The organism is Methanobacterium formicicum DSM 3637 (assembly GCF_000302455.1).
In the GTDB taxonomy this organism is placed as follows: domain Archaea; phylum Methanobacteriota; class Methanobacteria; order Methanobacteriales; family Methanobacteriaceae; genus Methanobacterium; species Methanobacterium formicicum_A.
Window position 1 is genome coordinate 208,032 of sequence record NZ_AMPO01000002.1, and the last position, 17,693, is coordinate 225,724.

The 17,693-nt window shown below is 30.5% G+C and carries 16 protein-coding genes; 5 read left to right on the forward strand and 11 right to left on the reverse strand.

Annotation, left to right across the window (positions count from 1 at the left end; genetic code table 11):
* Position 1 precedes the first annotated feature (1 nt).
* The 3 genes from A994_RS03640 to A994_RS03650 form a co-directional block, all read right to left on the reverse strand.
* Positions 2-1,039 (reverse strand): virulence RhuM family protein, encoded by a 1,038-nt coding sequence (locus tag A994_RS03640; protein ID WP_004029932.1) that lies wholly within the window; start codon positions 1,037-1,039, stop codon positions 2-4.
* 339 nt (positions 1,040-1,378) lie between these two features.
* Positions 1,379-2,392 carry a pectinesterase family protein gene (locus tag A994_RS12825; RefSeq protein ID WP_004029933.1) on the reverse strand — a complete coding sequence of 338 codons (1,014 nt, stop codon included), beginning with the start codon at positions 2,390-2,392 and terminating at the stop codon, positions 1,379-1,381.
* A 202-nt stretch (positions 2,393-2,594) separates the two neighbouring features.
* On the reverse strand, positions 2,595-3,083 hold the full coding sequence (locus A994_RS03650; RefSeq protein WP_004029934.1) for an ROK family protein: 489 nt from the start codon (positions 3,081-3,083) through the stop codon (positions 2,595-2,597).
* Between the two features lie 177 nt (positions 3,084-3,260).
* Between A994_RS03650 and A994_RS03655 the strand changes: the two genes are divergently transcribed.
* From A994_RS03655 to A994_RS03665, 3 genes are all read left to right on the forward strand, one after another.
* Positions 3,261-3,704 carry a GNAT family N-acetyltransferase gene (locus tag A994_RS03655; RefSeq protein WP_004029935.1) on the forward strand — a complete coding sequence of 148 codons (444 nt, stop codon included), beginning with the start codon at positions 3,261-3,263 and terminating at the stop codon, positions 3,702-3,704.
* A gap of 226 nt (positions 3,705-3,930) precedes the next feature.
* Entirely contained in the window at positions 3,931-4,707 is a 777-nt protein-coding gene (locus tag A994_RS03660) for a class I SAM-dependent methyltransferase (RefSeq protein WP_004029936.1), read from the forward strand.
* A gap of 188 nt (positions 4,708-4,895) precedes the next feature.
* Positions 4,896-5,537, forward strand: coding sequence for a hypothetical protein (locus A994_RS03665; protein ID WP_004029937.1), 642 nt, complete (start codon positions 4,896-4,898; stop codon positions 5,535-5,537).
* A gap of 355 nt (positions 5,538-5,892) precedes the next feature.
* Here the strand turns inward: A994_RS03665 and A994_RS03675 are convergent, their stop codons facing one another.
* Both A994_RS03675 and A994_RS03680 read right to left on the reverse strand, forming a co-directional pair.
* Positions 5,893-6,075: a DUF2683 family protein gene (locus tag A994_RS03675; protein ID WP_004029939.1), complete on the reverse strand. Its 183-nt coding sequence runs from the start codon at positions 6,073-6,075 to the stop codon at positions 5,893-5,895.
* A 299-nt stretch (positions 6,076-6,374) separates the two neighbouring features.
* On the reverse strand, positions 6,375-6,860 hold the full coding sequence (locus A994_RS03680) for an ADP-ribosylglycohydrolase family protein (protein WP_081580323.1): 486 nt from the start codon (positions 6,858-6,860) through the stop codon (positions 6,375-6,377).
* Between the two features lie 172 nt (positions 6,861-7,032).
* Between A994_RS03680 and A994_RS03685 the strand changes: the two genes are divergently transcribed.
* On the forward strand, positions 7,033-7,581 hold the full coding sequence (locus A994_RS03685) for a hypothetical protein (protein ID WP_004029941.1): 549 nt from the start codon (positions 7,033-7,035) through the stop codon (positions 7,579-7,581).
* 227 nt (positions 7,582-7,808) lie between these two features.
* Positions 7,809-8,378: a hypothetical protein gene (locus A994_RS03690; protein WP_004029942.1), complete on the forward strand. Its 570-nt coding sequence runs from the start codon at positions 7,809-7,811 to the stop codon at positions 8,376-8,378.
* A 376-nt stretch (positions 8,379-8,754) separates the two neighbouring features.
* On the opposite strand, the gene A994_RS03695 is transcribed toward A994_RS03690, so the two are convergent.
* The 6 genes from A994_RS03695 to A994_RS03720 form a co-directional block, all read right to left on the reverse strand.
* Complete coding sequence (locus A994_RS03695) at positions 8,755-9,273, reverse strand: DUF1802 family protein (protein WP_004029943.1); 519 nt, start codon at positions 9,271-9,273, stop codon at positions 8,755-8,757.
* A gap of 106 nt (positions 9,274-9,379) precedes the next feature.
* Positions 9,380-10,351 (reverse strand): restriction endonuclease, encoded by a 972-nt coding sequence (locus A994_RS03700; RefSeq protein WP_004029944.1) that lies wholly within the window; start codon positions 10,349-10,351, stop codon positions 9,380-9,382.
* Positions 10,309-11,310 carry a hypothetical protein gene (locus tag A994_RS03705; RefSeq protein WP_004029945.1) on the reverse strand — a complete coding sequence of 334 codons (1,002 nt, stop codon included), beginning with the start codon at positions 11,308-11,310 and terminating at the stop codon, positions 10,309-10,311. The genes A994_RS03700 and A994_RS03705 overlap by 43 nt, the downstream gene beginning before the upstream one ends.
* A 626-nt stretch (positions 11,311-11,936) precedes the next feature.
* Positions 11,937-14,384 carry an EcoAI/FtnUII family type I restriction enzme subunit R gene (gene hsdR, locus A994_RS03710; protein ID WP_100222247.1) on the reverse strand — a complete coding sequence of 816 codons (2,448 nt, stop codon included), beginning with the start codon at positions 14,382-14,384 and terminating at the stop codon, positions 11,937-11,939.
* Positions 14,353-15,717: a restriction endonuclease subunit S gene (locus A994_RS12830; RefSeq protein ID WP_157787256.1), complete on the reverse strand. Its 1,365-nt coding sequence runs from the start codon at positions 15,715-15,717 to the stop codon at positions 14,353-14,355. Before A994_RS12830 ends, hsdR begins: the two co-directional genes overlap by 32 nt.
* 8 nt (positions 15,718-15,725) lie before the next feature.
* Entirely contained in the window at positions 15,726-17,231 is a 1,506-nt protein-coding gene (locus A994_RS03720; protein ID WP_004029949.1) for a class I SAM-dependent DNA methyltransferase, read from the reverse strand.
* Positions 17,232-17,693: the final 462 nt, after the last annotated feature.

The following is a 17,693-nucleotide window of genomic DNA, read 5'->3' on the forward strand; positions in this document are numbered from 1 at the left end:
TTTAAGTGTTATTGTTCCCTTTTTTATCCAAATACTTCTTAAACACTACCTTATCAAAATCAGAGATATAATCTTTATCCTGGATTTTCCGGTACTTTTCAAATTCTTTACTGGCAATTTCCTTGGCCACCGCATGGGAAACTTTTCCAGGATTCTCGAGAATATCGTATTCATTGAATTTAAGGAAAGCATCTAACCTTGATGCCCAGTCCTCCATGGACATAAGTTTATGTCTTTCTGCCTGGTTTTCTGCATAGTCCAGGTACATGTTAACGATACGATTCAATTCCAAAATCTCTTCTTGGGATAAATAGTTTTTAGCAACACCCGTGTCTGTTTTTAGTATTTTACCTTCTGGTGCATTCTTCCAGTTGGTGAGGCCCATATTCTTTCTGGTGCTGTCAGCTCGTTCTGATATGATTTCTGCTGCAGTGTGATGGGTGATAGCCCAATGAAGTTTATTTTGAACAGTTGCATAGAAAGTCCGGGTTATCTCAGCGTCTTTATTATAATCAAAGCTGCACTCTGCAAAGATATCGGTTATTTTCTGGTAGAATCTACGTTCACTGGCCCGGATTTCACGGATCTTTTCCAGTAATTCATTGAAGTAATCCTTACCGAAGCGAGTACCATTTTTTAGAAGTTCCTCATCCAAGACGAAACCTTTAGTTATAAATTCGTTTAGGACATTAGTGGCCCATATTCTGAATTGTGTAGCTTGTTTAGAGTTTACACGATAACCTACTGCAATAATTGCGTCTAAATCATAAAAATTTATCTTTCTGGTAACTTCTCTATTACCCTCTTTTTGAACTATTAGGAAATTCCTAATAGTTGACATTTCATTTAATTCCCCTGTTTGAAAGATATTTTTTAAATGTTCATTTATGGTTGCTGCGGTCACATCAAAAAGTTCTGCCATTGTTTTCTGTGTGGACCACATGGTGTCGTCTTTTAAAAGAACTTCGATTGTTGCCGCCCCTTCATCACCCTTGTAAAGAATTATATTATTTTTTTCTAATTTTTGATCTTTGGCCATAGATCTCAACCCTAAAATATTTACTCCTGTTTTGTATAAAATTAACCCTCATGAATTGTTTATAAGTTTTACTAGTTTTCCCCGTCTTTAGTATCATTTAATGATAATTTTTGTGTGTATTTTACTATGATCATTACAAGTTTTGATAGTTGTCATGGAGAGTATCTGAGAAGTAAAAGAATATAGACTTAATAACTAAAAATGGTTTGAAAAAATAACTAATGTATTATTGAAACTTTATAAAGGGCCCAATAAGATTATTATAGTTCTAATAATGGATTTTTGTGTAGATCACTTGAAATATTGGGATCTATTTCCCAGTGAAACCCCCGGATATCTTTAATTCCAGTTTACCCCTTTATGAGCTGTTTTTAAACAGAATATACTTATAATCATTAAAATAGCCAGGATTATATAGTTCACTGGGGTCCCGGTTTCTTGCATCCCTATTAGTTCCTGGTTCTTCACTCCTGTTAAGTCCTGGTTTGTGGAGGGGTTGCTGGATATTTTTTCTGATGATGCGGCCTCGAGTATGGTTGGATTTGTATCTTCACTTTCTGTGGGGTCAACTCCGCCTCTTTGATTGTTAATCGGCCCATAAACATCATCCAATGTAGGGTAATTACTGGATTCACGTGTTGTACCGTCACTGTAATATATTTTACCCCCTATAACAGTGTTATTAGCATACACTGTGCCGGAGGTGAAGATCTGTGTGCCCTGGAAACGGGCTTTCTCATTATCATCTATAATAGAATCATCCAGGAACATGGTACCCTTGTGGTTGGCAATTCCACTCCCATAATAAGCATAGTTAAGGGTGACATGTGTATTTTTCAGGGTTAACACTGATGCAGAACCATAGTTGCAGATTCCCCCACCAAGCTGGCCACGGTTACCTATGACCACCGAGTCTTTCAGGGTTAAAGTGCCCTGGTTATTGATCCCTCCACCAGAATGTGCATTACCCCGGACAAAATTAAATCCACTGATTTCTACTGTTACCCCGGGGCTGATCTGGATACAGCTGTCCTTATTATCCCCATCAATATTGGTGGTTGAGCTTCCAGCACCAACCAGGATGACATTCTTGGTTATTTTAATGTTTTCAGTGTAAGTACCGCTGGCCACGTTCACCACACTGTTATCCGGTGCTGAGTCCAGGGCGTTTTGAATGGTTTGTTTGGCGTATATCCATTCAGTCCCATTATTCAGATCACTCCCAGTGCCTCCATTCACGTATAAAGTGGATCCATCTGCGGCAGAAACCGTGCTAAGAGAGAATAATAAAACTAAACCCAGAAACAGGGTCGTGATGCTTATACTGTTGGCATGAGAGGGTGATTTAATCATTTTTTACATCCTATTTTTCCAGATTACTGGAAATATTCCAATTACTGGAAGTATTATGTTAATAGAAACACTGTTTCTTTCTTAATGAAACATTATTTCTTCTTAATGATATTGTTTGCTTACATCTATAAAAATAGTTATGGAAAACAAATTATGAATTTTTAGGATGTTTTAAATGATTATTTATAATTTAATATTCTTTTTATTTCTCACCTTCAATTTCTTGACGTTTCTCATCTCTTCGGGCAGAAGCACTCTCAATTTCCCTTCTAACTAAATTGATTAATTCTCCACTTTCTTTAAGATCAGTTTCAACTCCATTTACCGAAGGATTTTGATATTCAATGGCCCCTTTAGGAGAAAAATCATCTTCAGATACTAAAACCCCAAAAGAACGGTCAATTGCTGGTTCTATAACCTCATCCAATGGATTGTCAAGTCTCTCTTCAACATCAATATTAAGAACAGATTCAAGGACTTCCTGGGATATTTCCGGGCCGAAACCAATAACAATAATCTCCCGGGGATCAAATGCATTTATCACTGTGTAAAGACGACCCAGTGGTGGTTCAGGTTCTATATAAGAATCAGAATCTATTCCAAACCCGGTAGTATGGAACCAGGCCCGACGAAAATCTTCGTATGTTTTCCCCTCTTTCAACCTTCTTTTTATCATAGACACCATCATCATTTTTAAAAACCCCCATTATGATGTTATTTGGTCAATTTTTCCCGGTTCAGTGCCATCTGTTACTTAACACATAAATATTATTATGTAGCACATGATTAATTATAAATGTTTAACGTGCCCCACTTAATATTCTAGCGGATTTAGTGTTTGGAATAATTTTTACTAAAAAAAGATACCATGAAAATAGAAAAAATTATTGAAAATAAGAAACAGTTCCTGGACTTACTGTTGTTGGCAGACGAGCAGGAAGATATGATTGACAAGTATTTGCCCAGTGGAGACCTGTTTGCTTTATATGATGATGATTTGAAGAGTGTTTGCGTTGTAGTACAGATAAATAACGAAACCTGCGAGTTGAAAAACATAGCAACATACGAGAAATATCAGGGTAAGGGGTACGGTAGAGCATTGATAAATTTCATTTTCGATTTCTATAAAAATGACTACAAAACCATGCTTGTGGGGACAGGTGAAACCCCTGCCATCTTGTCATTTTATGAAAGTTGTGGATTTCGTAAGTCCCATCGAGTAAAGAATTTTTTCACAGATAACTACGACCACCCCATTTTCGAGGGTGACATACAGCTTGTTGACATGATCTATCTTAAAAAGGATTTATAGGAATATGATATGATTTATCTTAAAAATGATTTATACAAATAGCAGGAAATGTATATACAGACGAAATAAAAACGCCGAAGAAATAAGTACTACCTCTATCATTGTTTTGACTCAGTTACAGATGCCAGTTCCACTATATGCTTCAATTTCATATACATGACGGTTAAATGTCAAGCAGGGTTGAGGTAAGGAAATTTACAGATAATAAAATTAAGGGGATTAGTTTATGAGTAACGATAACCAAACGATTCACGAATTTGATTTGAATATTATTTTTGATTATTTTTCAAATACCCCACGTCAAGGACCGGGAAGTCCCGAAATAACCCTCAAAGCTTTGAGTTTTATAGATGGTCTTACCTCAAATTCCAAAATTGCTGATATTGGTTGCGGAACAGGCGGTCAAACAATGGTGCTGGCGCAAAACACAACCAGTAAAATTACCGGGATTGATTTATTCTCTGATTTCATCAGACAATTTAACCAAAACGCCCAAAAACTAAATCTTCAAGAAAGAGTGAAAGGTATCGTTGGCAATATGGAAAATCTTCCCTTTCAGGAAGAAGAACTGGACCTGATCTGGTCAGAAGGCGCAATTTATAACATTGGATTTGAACGTGGATTACGCGAGTGGCGAAAATTCCTTAAAAATGGAGGATATATCGCAGTTACAGAAAATACCTGGTTTACCCAGGAGCGACCCACCGAAATTCAGGACTTCTGGCAGGAAGCCTATCCTGAAATGGATACAATATCGGGCAAGGTTGCTCAAATGGAAAAAGCAGGTTATCTCCCCATTGCCACTTTCGTTGTCCCTGAAGATTGCTGGATCGATTATTATGAAGTTCAAAATCCCCAGATGCAGGAATCTTTCCTGGAAAAGTACAAGGGCAATAAATCCGCAGAAGAATTCATAGCCTATCAGCAATATGAGGCGGAATTATATCGTAAATACAAAGAATATTATGGGTATGTGTTCTATATCGGGAAAAGAATCAGATGATGACTGCCTTTTAGGCGTTGTTATCTAATATTTCTTAATTTTTTTTCCGGGTCCAGATCTTCTAATTTCAATAATCAAAAATTCTGTGCAAAAGTTTCTTACAATCAATTTCATAATCGTATCATTAACAGTTCAGTTGATAGTTATTTACAGTGGGTAAATCATTATTAAAATGTGGGGGTGAGAGTTTGAATTCAGAGGAAATAGTTCAAAATGCAACTGGCAAATTGAAAGAAGATTTTCGAAAGAACAGAGATTGTTTTTTCAATGAACATGATTTGCATCATGTATTTTTCTGTCAGTTATCCCAATTAGGGAACCTGATACGGCCAGAATATCCAACAAGAAGACGATTTTTTGCAGATAAGGAAGATTCTATTGAATATATTAGTGGAAAGCATTCATTTGCTCCTAGGGGTGAAAATGTTCCTAAAAGTTCCAGGAGAGGGCATTACGACTTTGCCATTTTGGATGAAGAATTTTACCTGGAATTTAAAGGTTTAAGTGATCGGTTTGAACGATTATCCAGTAAAAACGTGGACACTAACCTAGACCAGGAAGGCAGGAAATACGTGGATATTGCCATAGAATTTAAATATGTAACCGGGCAATGTCAGCGTGAAAATATTGAATTTTCTATTTTCAAGCTTAAAGAAGCAGAAGAAGTTAGGAAGAAGATATTTTTAGTTTTCATCAGGAAAGAGGGAATAAGCCCTGAAAGATACCAAAAGATTATCAATTTCTTAAACCGGATGAAAGAAGAATCAAAAGGGGAGATAGATATGGAGATCATAGAGGCTGATGATGACCGGCAGGTTTTGTTTTCTTAAATGTTGAATTAAGCCGGGAAAACAAGATTGATACAAAAAAGGGTACATTTAATCATAAGATTTCTTATACACCCGATTGTGATGATCATAGTCATAAACAATCAATAATTTATTTCTAGTATCTACCTTGAATATAATTACAAATGATTTATTAACATGAACTCTTTTGTAATTTTGTAAAGGTGCTCTGAGGTTCTTACAATGGTTAGGGTTGAATTCCAGATTGATTGCAATTTGCCGAATTTTAGATAGGACATTGTTATAACCATTTGGATCTTTAACTTTTAGTTTATCCATAATAGTCTGAAAAGATGGATCAAAGGCTATTTTATACATAAAATCCAGAAAAAAAGAGTTATTCATCAACAAAAAGATCATCAATATTTTTAATCAGAACAGGCTTTTTATTTGCCTTCTCGATTCTTTTGATCTTTTCAACGTACTCAGGACGGAGCTCGGGCTCATTAAGATCTTTTTTCCCATGAATGTTGGAGGTTCTTTTAAATTCATCCTTTTTCATGCCTGAAGAGCTTTGCATAAATCATTAATCTCCTGATTGTATTATATATGAAACTTTGTATTATATAAAAAAATCCATTTACTATTTCTTCTCATGTTTTTAGTAGATAGATGATTTTTGGTTGTCTTTTGAGTACTTATCTTTCAAAAGGGATATGTCAAGATCACAGCTTGAATAAGCTATTTTGGAATTATTTTAGTCTTTCAATTGATTTTTTAAATGCGAACAGTTACCTAAACCTGACTAAATTATTATAGTTTTTATTTTTCCATCTATGTTTTTATTATTAATATAAAATTTTTTATTATTATAGTTTTCTAATTACTCATGAATAATCCTTCTATAATTGATTCAATTAAATCAAGCTTTTTAAGGCCTTTTATCCATTTTGTGGGTATTGCACTTTTTGCGTAGTAGGCCCCGGCCAGCTGACCATAAATAGCACCAGTGGTATCAGCATCTTCACCCAAATTCACCGCCAATAAACAGCCTTCTTCAAAGGTATCTGATTTATAAAAAGCCCACAGGGCAGCTTCCAGGGATTTAACCACAAAACCACGCCCACGTATTTCCGGCGGTTCTTTATGTTTAAAGGAACCACAAGCAACCTGGTCGATCTCTGTTACAAGGGGGTTTTCTTCCCAATATCCTGGCCAGGGTGAGTACCGTGGGGTGAGAAGTTCATCCTTGGATTTCCCGATAAGTGCACCGTGGATTAATCCTCCCATATAGCGGCAGGCATCCACTGCCATGGGGTGTTTATGGGTGGTGCATGAAGACCGGGCTGACATTTCCAGTGCCATAAGGGGTTTAATAAGCAAAATAGGGTTACATTTTCAACCGATCTTGTTTTTCTGTATTTGAATTATGGGATCAAAAGATCAGATTAATATTGGAACATAATAAAACTCATCGATTTATTTAAATATTATTAATCATAATAACGAATTAAAAACTAATAACAATGGGGGAATTATGATTTCACAATTACCTGACTTTAAATTAAATTATGTTAATATTGAAGGGAAAACTTTTTTGGAATTTATTGCAGAAACTGGTGAGATAATTTTATCTAACAAGCTAATTGAAATAGAAAATATAATTTTACATGTTGGTGATGATATTTTCATTGAAGGAACGTCTAAAGAAGAGATAACTGATAGGGCTAATTTTGATTTAAAGCTAGTTAGTAATGATAAGTGGAAAATTCGAGTATCAAAATGTGCTATTTTTAATAAACAAATTCCTTCAAATAGATTTAAAGCACGTGCAATAACAATTAAGGCAAAAAAAGGTGAAATTAGTAATACAGATGTCATAAAACAATATCAATTACTAGAAGGATTAGAATTTGAATCTCATAGTGATATAACATTTGGATCACCCATATTAAATGGTTTAAAGCTGATTAAAGATGAAGTTTCCTATTTTCCTCATTCATCTGGTTTTTTTTATGTGAAGATATCTATGAAAATGTTCAAAATAAATGGAAATATCACTTTGATAATTTTTATTTTCTTTTAAGTTTTTTTTCCTCAAATTTTGTTGGTTTAAGGATTTTATTTATTGAAGGAGATAAATACCAAGAATTCACGATATCAACTTTAAATGAAACTAGTGGGAATGGAAGTAGTATATTTTACGCTGATTATCCTAATGAACTCGGTGTATTCTTAAATTCAACATATGATAATTTTATAGAGTTAAAAAATAAATTGAATCTTATATGGGTAATAAATTATTACATCTGGATGAAAAATCAGAGCTATATAGAATCTAAATATTTATTAGGTTGTGTTTTACTAGAAACATTAAAATATGCTTATGCAGATCATTTTAAGAGTTATGAAAAGAAAAAAGATTTTTTCTATCGAGAAGGGACAACGGAGCGGTATACATTTAAGGACCTGATTTATGAAATATTTTCAGAGTTTGATATTAATATTAATAAACTTCAAAGTTGGATTGATCAGGTAGAAGATGGATTCTATCATATTCGGAGTGATTTGAATCGATATTGCATAAAAGAATTAGGAATCAAAGGTTACAATTTCGATAACCAATTGTTCAATGAATTATGTTCTTCACATAATATTCAGTTTAATGAAAGTTTTATAGAATATTTAACCAAGTATCGTAATGAAGTTATTCATACAGGGAAAATTGGAACGACATATCCTCATTTAAAGTTACATTTAAATTATTTGGAAATAAGTATTGAACTTCTTTTAATGAATATTTTAGGAGTTAATTGCCTATATTGGAATTCACCTGATGACTGTTGGAGTAATTCATTAGATTTATTAAATAGATTAAAGTGAAATTTAGAAAAGAATTTCTCCGGGATAGGGCAAATTTGAACCATAATCTAACATTTGGCCCAATACTCACAGTGTATTTCACTATTGTTGCTTTTCTTAACTTCTACAATAGTGGGAATACCGTCGTGATCTAGTACGAAAATATCAATATTGTCAATTTCACAACTACACAAAGCCATTTATGGCCTAATGAAGATGAAGATAATATAGTATATTATTTTGCATTAATTAGGGCAGTTGAAAATCGTATTGTAACATCCCTCAATTATTTGACGAAAATAAAGATGAAATATAAAAGATTGGATTTGAAGTTGTAGACCAAAATAACCTTTAATTAATTTTATTTATTTTATATGCAGATATTCATAAGATAAAATTACTTTTCTATTTTTTGAACTATTTTTGAGAATTCAGAATCTGTTAGGGTTGGTTTAATACCTTCCAATGATACAGGCTCTAATAAATTAGCATATTTTATACCTCTAGTACGCTCAGCCATAATCGGTTCTTTTAGTTCATAAACTCTTAAAATCCAAACTTTGGCCTTTGACGTGCTCATATAAGATCCAACGTGTTCATTAGTCCAGATATAATAGTTTTCCAAAGAACTTATTCGAGATACAGGTATTTCAATAACTTTTTCAACTTTTGCAAAGTATTTGACCAGAGATTTCCTGTTTTCTTTTTGAGGAAAGGCGTTTTCTTCAACAAAATCCCAGTATTTTGTTTGGAAGCTTTCTAAGTAGTTATCTTTAAGGGCATAACTAACAGTTGGATAAAGAATAAAATTAGGTAAAGTAGTGTTATAGTTTCTAATAAGAATTGTTTGTTTTCCTTGCCCTAATGCTTCCACAGTAGCATTCCATTCATTTAAACTCTTAGTAATTTTTCTCATTTCAACCCCTCATTTATATTATTTATACTAATATTAGTAGTATTATTCAGCTATTTTAATTTTTATATAAACAAGAATGGAATAATTGTTTATTAATTATTTAACTTTAACTTAAATGAAGTTCTCGATTCCTTTTTCGTAATATAGTTAATAGACTGATTCCATCCGATATTTGGTAAAGATCTTCCAATGTTAAGACAAGTATTTTAGCGTTTTGCTTAAAAAAATTAACTAATTCTCCTTGAGCATCAGTTTTGAATTTTCGCTCTCCTGTAATTCCTGATTTGGAAATTAATATGCCTGTTTGGAATTTTCTGTTAACCATATCTGCCCCAAAATCTCTTATTTCACTCGCTCCAATTGCAGATTTCCAATTTTTACATTCTATAGGTATTAAAAGTCCTAATGATGTTAAAAATGGATGAAAAGCATTATTATTTTCTGATACAATATCTAATTCACTTGTAGGTGTTCTTTTATTTCGTTCAACGATTTCAAAGTTAGCAATATTTGTAAAAAGATATTCACCTAAATTTTCCATACTGTTTTTCTTTTCATCATTAGTATTTGCATTAATTACATCTAAAAGCAATAAATTGAATTTATCAATGTCTATTATGAAAAACTCATCATCTACTAACGATGAAAATTCTATGTTATTAAACGCATCGTTTAAATTTAAATTAGTAGTGTTTTTATCTATAACTTGATCCTTAACATCTTGTACTTGAATTTCATTTTCAATAGTTATTGTAATCCAAATATCTGAGGATGTAGGTATAAATTCATTACAAATATCACAGATTTCGCAAATAACTTTATCAGGGATATCTTTCAATGAGGACAATGTAATAACATCACTAGAACATTCTGGACATGTTATTTCATAGTTTATATTTAGATATTTTTCTTTGGATAGCTGAAATATTATTGACAAGATATCCTCTTCAGACATTTCAGGCAGTTCTTTAGAAATCAATAATGGTGAAACTCTTTTTAAACCAGCAAATTTGTTCAAGGTCTCTTTTACTAAATCTATGCTTCCATTATATCCTGAACTTTCTGATCTGTAGAACATGTTTCATCTTCCTTTAGATTTAATCCTTTAATTTCTTTAATTTTTTCCAGAACAGAATCTATTTCCATTTCTCTTGATTGTGTCTTAAAATGCAATTTACCTTGCTTTGCATTAATCTGGAAACCAATATTTCTAGTACGTTCATTTACTTTGGAATCAAATTGAACATAAATACCTGTACGTTCACAAGTTCCCAATATATCATCTCTTTGAGAATATAAATTTTCTTCCCTTAAATCACTATCTTCACTAGCAGTCATCCTTAAAGAGCTAATACCTCCAGAAAGAGACTTCATTGTTGCATTTCTAAATTTACTAGCCCATTCAATAATTTTATCTAATTCATTTTCATTAAACTTAATGTCAATATGTTTTAAACAATTAGCTTCTTCATTTAATTCTTTTCTTACTTTACAAATGATTTTAGATAATTCTGCGCATGTTAAATTTGCAAGAGAATGATCTCTAGTTCGTATTTCAACTAATCCATCATTTAAGTGTATGATTATTAAAATTTTAACAAGGGGATAGAAATCAATTATCTCTTTTGTTTCAGCATCTATTTCATTTATTTTCTTTCCTTTAGATTCTAAATTTATCTTAAGTTTTTTTTGTTCTAGAATTTTTACATCTGCTACTTTAAATTTAGAAAGTGCATTAGAATTTTCTTTGGTTAATTTATTTAGCTCCCCTCTCAATTTTTCTAGATTTTCTTTTTTTTTGAACTCTGAAATACTACGTAATTGAAATAAGTTAATTGTAGATCTACCTGCATCTTTAAATTGTTTATACACACTTTTTATTAATTCATATTCTGCTACATCCGATAAAATGTCAATCAATTCTTTATTCTTCATATTTTTTGATATTTCATTCATTTCAGCTAGTTCTACTAATCCATCTCCAGGAATATTTCTTAGTAACTTGATTTTTTCTTCTTTAGTTTTATTTCCAGACATAAATTCCCCTCATTAAAATAAAAGCTTTAATTAAATTATTAATAAAATATAGTATACATAAATTTGGTTTTATTTTATATTATTTACATATTATACCATTATTCTAGTATTATTAAATAAAAAATTCTTTAAAATGATTAATAATTTTTAAGTGATATTCCAAAAATATAATTAATTAAAGTCATTGAATCATTGATTGATTAAAAAAGTAATTATGGCATTACCAATTTGTTTTTACTCATACTCCAAAATTGTTGATGAAACAGATAATCTAAGAAAAAATATAAGTTTATAAAAGTTTTTGATTTGAACTTCATGTTTGGAATAATTTAAAGCAAATTGTGACAGTCATTCTGAATAGTCCATCTTATTCCGTTTTATGTGAGTGTACGTAGTTGTTCAAGACATCTGTAATCCCTTTAGAACGTACTGAGTATCCTTCATTTTTAAATACTTCATCTAATTCATCTATAAGCTTATCTGGCAATGTCATACATATCCTCATTTTATTCCCCCTTATTATTTGTATTATTATTAGTATGAAGTAATAATTATGTTTTTCGGTAAGCATAATATCATTACAATTCTTTAAAATCCCGGATATTAAAAAATATGATTTTGATGTGTTACAATGTAGTTATTTTATTTTTATAAACTCCTTTCTTAATTCCTGTAATGAATTTACCAATGTTAAAAGGGCCTAATTCTTTATTTAATATTGAATAAGCCTTTCTTTCTTTCATATCTTCAAGAAGCAATATATTAGGAGTTAAATTATCAATGCCTCCTTTTTTATATTTTTCTAGAATAACAAATAAAATTTCTCGTACTTCTTCACTATATTGATTTATATCATTCATGTGATGATTTAAATAATATTTCACTCTTTCATCTCGGGTGATTATGGGTGTATCAAAAACTAAGTGAGAAATAACATCAAACCCGTCAGAATCATGCATTTTTTCAATAGTCTTAATTAATTCTATATCTACATTCATTTCACTAAGTTTATCTAAAAATAATTTCCTTTTATTATCATTTAACCATAAATCTTCTAATTCTTTGATATTATGAGCTTTTTCAATAATATTATTTTTAGCAAGTTTTTTATATTCTGCAAAAGCAACAGTTTCACCATCAAATTCAATTTCTATTTCATCAGTAATTAATACAGGTATACCACTAACGATAATTCTTTTAACTGTGGAAGGAGCATTATTTAATTCAAATATATAATCATTAATTTGTGGTTTTATTCTCCTTCTCAAAGTTTTATATTCATTTTTAGAAATATAAATACCTAAACTATCATTAGAAGGGAGATTTTCAACCTTAAAGTAACCATTAAGATTTGTATATGTCTCTTTAACCCATCTTCCTACTTTCATTTTTATTTTAGCATCAAAAATAGGATTTTGCTCTTCATCCAATACAAATCCTTTGATAAATTTATCAAAAGGTTCTATAGGTTTTTCAACTTCCGGCAATACAATTTTTGAAGGTATATCCCATTCATCAATTAATCTAGTTGAATTTGTAAAGTCAATAATCCTAAAAAATCCTTTGTTATCAGCAATTCTAGATCCTCTACCAATAATTTGCTTAAATAATACTGTAGAATTAATGGGTCTCATAAAAACAATATTTTTAAGATGAGGGATATCAACACCTGTAGAGAGAAGATCTACTGTAGTAGTAATCAAAGGGTATTTCCTTTCAGAATCCCTAAAAAGTGTAAGATCATCTTTATCTTCATATACAACTTTAGTTGCAAAATCTTCGTTTTGTGTTAGCCTATTTAAAGTATCTTTAACGTTTTCAGCATGAATAGTATTAACACAAAATATTATGGATTTAGATTCATCATTAGTACTCCTTAATATTTCAAGGAACTTTTCACACATTTTTTGTGTCCTATCAGGTAGTATTATTGTTCGTTCAAACTCAGAAGGATTATAAAATTGTTTTATGTCTTTAATGTTAATATCATCATCATATATAATTTCATCAGCCCTTGAAATGTCTACACCGTCACGATCAACATTTAAATGAATTTTATAAATTTTATAAGGCACCAAAAAACCATCTTCAATTGCTTGGGCAAGTGAATATTCGAATACAGGATCCCCAAAATATTCATAAACATCAATATTATCTTCTCTTTTTGGAGTAGCAGTCATCCCTAAATGAAATGCTGTTTTAAAATGATCTAAAATATTTCCCCAATCTCCATACCTTGAACGATGGCATTCATCAATAATAATTAAATCAAAAAAATCATTTTTAATCTCTTTATAAATTTTATCTGAATATAAACTTTGATAAGTTGAAAAATATACCTGTCTATTCTTGTTGAAATTTCCTGATTTTATTTCAAATCTTGAATCACCAAAAGATTCATAGTTTTCATAGGCTTGGTCACGTAAAAAAACACGATCGGTTAAAAAGAGTATCCTTGAGAAATATCCACTTTTTACTAGTTTCCATACAATTTGAAAAGAAACAAATGTTTTTCCTGTCCCTGTTGCCATTGTTAAAAGAATTTTGCTTTGACCCCGAACTATACTTTCTAAAACAGATTTAATAGCAGTATCTTGATAGCTTCGAATTTTTTTATCAGCTTGAATATAATAAGGATGTTCAAGTGGAGAAACATTTCTATTTTCTAAATCTTTATAATCTTTATAAATCTGATAAAGTTCATCAGGTGTAAAATAGTTAGTTACAATCTCTTTTTTTGGAATTCTTCTATCATATAATATTAATCGTTTTCCATTAGTTGCATAAGAAATAGGAACATCAAGTCTTTTTGCATAATCTTTTGCTTGTGATTCTCCCTTTTCTGCGGGCAAACTTTCTTTTTTAGCTTCAATTACTCCAATAACCACATTGTTCACTTTAAGTACGTAATCTGCAAATTTTTCAGAAGGTTTAATTTTATATTCTTCACCTTCTACATAAAATCTATTTTGAGAAATTCTGTATTCTCGTTCTATATTTTCTTCTTTCCATCCCCTATTTTTTAGTTTTGGTTCAATATGTTTAGTTTTTGTTTCTGCTTCGCTGATCATCATAATTGCCTTTGAATGCATTTTTCAAGACATTTTCCTTTAAATATATGAATTTTTCAAGTTGTAATTCTTGTAAATTGTTCAATTTTTGTAGGACCTTATTAAATTGATTTAGATAATTTACGATTTCATTTTGTTTCTTTAAATCTGGTTTGTTATCTTTATAAGGTATTGGAAATGCAAATTTTTTAAGAATACTTTGATTTATATTTGATTGAGCATTACCTCTACCTTTATTTAAAAGTTTTCTTGCTTTATATTTTAATAGATATGCTAAAAATTCATTATTAATGTTTTCATTTGGCTTTATGCCAACAATAGCCTGATTAGTTGCTGCAGGTATTTTTAAAATACCCACTTTACCTATACTTGCAAATATAGAAAAAAGAACAGTCTCTTCATCAAATAATTTAGCCGAAGAATTATTTAATCCGTTTTCTGTTATTTTTTCATCAGTTTCGTTAATATAAAATTGATTTTCGGTAATATCTGAGATTTTAACCCAATTGATAGTTCCATCATTCCAATAATCACTTATTTTTCTAGAAGGAGTCCCTCCAGACATAATTTTTTTAGATATATCTTTATTACCTAATTCAATGAATTTCCAGTCAGGATCATTATCATATTTTTTAAAAAAATCGTTTAAAATAGTTTCAAATAGCATATCTGTGTTTAACACAGCTTTTTCTCTTAATCTTTCCATAACACTAATTTCATCAAAAATAGAATCAATCTTTTCTACTAATTTATTTTGTTTCTTAAGATCAGGTATTCCACCATTATATGGTAAGGGGACCAAAAGTTCTTTAAGAAAATCTACAGGAACGCGTTTATGACCAACAGCCCCTGTAAATTGCTTTTTGGCATTTTCTCTGGTTTCTAAAAATCTCAATAAATACCAAATCCATTTTTTATTAATATTTTTTTTTAATCGAATGACATGAAATTCTGTAGAACCAAAACCTATTCCATTTTTTAGATTATTCACTATTACACACTTACCGTTTTCCATACAGGGAGTTATTTTTGCAAATATAATATCTCCATCCCTAAAATAAGTGTAACCTTTATAGACATCTGCAATATTCTTTAAATCTAATTGAATAATTTGGCCTGTTATTCCATCAATATTCTCCATTGGAACAAATGAAACTTCAATATTTTCATCCAAAATATCCCTAACTTCTGTTTTTTTAGGATTAATATGAGATATAGTTTCATCTCCAAGTTTAACCCATTTCCAATCAGTGGGTAGGGTATATGGGCCTTTAATTTTGTTATAGTCTCCAATAACTCTTTCTTTGCTATTTTCAACTATTTTTTTGGTTTCCATATGACTCACTATAAAAACCTCTTTAGGTCACTTATACAATCTTTGATTTCATTATTTAATTCTTCAATTTCTAAAACTAAATCTTTAGGGTTTTCATAAGTGTAATCATCAGTTTCATTTGGATTTTTAGCTAATAAATTATAATCGTTATTTTTAATGTCTTTAATGGGCATAATCCAACTATTCTCAGATAGTTTTCTCTGTTTTAACATTTCAAGTGGTTTCATGAAATTATCTTTAGTTATTGGATTTGTTTTGGAAAATTTACCTTTTAACTCATAATACCATATTTCTTTTGTTGGTTGACCTGTTTTTTCAAAAAATATAATATTAGTTTTTACACCGGTACCCATAGAAGTGAAAACACCTTTAGGAAGAGATACTATTGAAAATACATTAAATTTCTCTAGAAGTTCCTTTCTAATAAGTTTGAATGTCCCTGATCCAAACATAATCTGTCCTTCAGGAAGAATAATTCCAACTTTTCCTTTATCTTTAATTTTTCTCATAACATATTGTAAAGATAGAGCTTCAGTAGCACTTGTGTGGTACATAAAATTGTTTTGAACTTGTAGATTTTCTGTTCCCCCAAATGGAGGATTAGTTATAATTAAATCATACTTATCATCTTTAGAAACACTATGCACATCTTCCATGAGAGTATTTCTCCTGTAATAATTAGGATTCAATAAACTATGTAAGATTAAATTCATCGTTCCACAAAGATAAGGTAATGGCTTTTTATCTTGCCCAAAAAATGTATTTGATTGTAATAAATCATTATCTTGAATAGTTATGGATGATCCTAGCTCTTCTTTAATATATTTAAATGATTCAGCTAAAAACCCTCCTGATCCACAAAATGGATCATAAATTTTCATTCCAATTTTTGGTTTCAATGTGTTTACTATAAATTCAACTACAGGCCTAGGAGTATAAAATTCTCCACTCCATCCTGCTTCATTGCCCATTTCTAACAATAAACCTTCATAAAACTGGGATATAATATGGGTATCTTCATAATTATTAGGATTTATATGGTCAATTTTGTCTATTACATCTAAAAAGTTATATGTAGAGCGCATTTTATTTCCAGAAATTTCAGAAAATATCTGAGCTATTTTTTCCTTTTCTGAAGTGCCAGAAATGCTTTTTAAGTAAGGAAATAAAATATTATCAATAAAATAAATTAGTGTATTTTCAGGGTTATGTAATTTAGAATATTCTTCATCAATGTTTTCAGTGAAATGAGCTAAAGAATCTTTAGATTTGCCAATCCAATCCCTGTGGGCCCAGTTAGACCATCTATATTTTTTATCTATTATCTCTATATATTTGGTCTGATTTATCTCAGCTATTTTTTCTAGCTCTTCTTCAATACCTTCAAAAATTTTTAGAAATAATAACCATGATAATTGTTCCATGTAATCCGTTACACCAGATGTACCGTCATCTCTTCTTAAAATATCACAAGCAGATTTTATTTCACTATGAACTGAGCCTCTTCTTACCATTTTTCCACCATAAACTCAAATAAATATATTTGAACAACATGAATATTTAAGTATATTCACAAAATTAACAATTTATGTATTGCATTAATTTTAGTAATGATAAATATTTGTAAAAGGGTAATGTCACAGATTTAAAAATTAATTATAAATTTTAAAAAATATAAATAAATATTGTAAATCAACATACTTTTTATTAAGTATTTTAATAGTGAACTTATAGTTCATACTTTGGTGTTTTTTCAATGTTTAATGAATAGCAGAAAAGAAACAGACATGGATTTACTGGGTAGAGCAGCTCTGGAACTGGAATCCTGCTGTGTAGAGCTTAGTGTGGCACGTTAATGGCCATTTTAAAAACTTTAAATAATATATATAGATATCAGTGGATTTTAGCCCACAGTAGAGAGACATTTAAAAACCACTAAAGGACTTTAGAAGAGTTTATTGGGTCATTCTTATTTA

What these genes read in the sequence shown, in the direction of transcription:
- A994_RS03680 (WP_081580323.1), bottom strand. Translation starts at nt 6,860, where the DNA reads ATGGCACTGGAAATGTCAGCCCGGTCTTCATGCACCACCCATAAACAC.
- A994_RS03650 (WP_004029934.1), bottom strand. Translation starts at nt 3,083, where the DNA reads ATGATGATGGTGTCTATGATAAAAAGAAGGTTGAAAGAGGGGAAAACA.
- A994_RS03705 (WP_004029945.1), bottom strand. Translation starts at nt 11,310, where the DNA reads ATGTCTGGAAATAAAACTAAAGAAGAAAAAATCAAGTTACTAAGAAAT.
- A994_RS03660 (WP_004029936.1), top strand. Translation starts at nt 3,931, where the DNA reads ATGAGTAACGATAACCAAACGATTCACGAATTTGATTTGAATATTATT.
- A994_RS03640 (WP_004029932.1), bottom strand. Translation starts at nt 1,039, where the DNA reads ATGGCCAAAGATCAAAAATTAGAAAAAAATAATATAATTCTTTACAAG.
- A994_RS03685 (WP_004029941.1), top strand. Translation starts at nt 7,033, where the DNA reads ATGATTTCACAATTACCTGACTTTAAATTAAATTATGTTAATATTGAA.
- A994_RS12825 (WP_004029933.1), bottom strand. Translation starts at nt 2,392, where the DNA reads ATGATTAAATCACCCTCTCATGCCAACAGTATAAGCATCACGACCCTG.
- hsdR (WP_100222247.1), bottom strand. Translation starts at nt 14,384, where the DNA reads ATGATGATCAGCGAAGCAGAAACAAAAACTAAACATATTGAACCAAAA.
- A994_RS12830 (WP_157787256.1), bottom strand. Translation starts at nt 15,717, where the DNA reads ATGGAAACCAAAAAAATAGTTGAAAATAGCAAAGAAAGAGTTATTGGA.
- A994_RS03675 (WP_004029939.1), bottom strand. Translation starts at nt 6,075, where the DNA reads ATGCAAAGCTCTTCAGGCATGAAAAAGGATGAATTTAAAAGAACCTCC.
- A994_RS03695 (WP_004029943.1), bottom strand. Translation starts at nt 9,273, where the DNA reads ATGAGAAAAATTACTAAGAGTTTAAATGAATGGAATGCTACTGTGGAA.
- A994_RS03720 (WP_004029949.1), bottom strand. Translation starts at nt 17,231, where the DNA reads ATGGTAAGAAGAGGCTCAGTTCATAGTGAAATAAAATCTGCTTGTGAT.
- A994_RS03690 (WP_004029942.1), top strand. Translation starts at nt 7,809, where the DNA reads ATGAAAAATCAGAGCTATATAGAATCTAAATATTTATTAGGTTGTGTT.
- A994_RS03655 (WP_004029935.1), top strand. Translation starts at nt 3,261, where the DNA reads ATGAAAATAGAAAAAATTATTGAAAATAAGAAACAGTTCCTGGACTTA.
- A994_RS03700 (WP_004029944.1), bottom strand. Translation starts at nt 10,351, where the DNA reads ATGTTCTACAGATCAGAAAGTTCAGGATATAATGGAAGCATAGATTTA.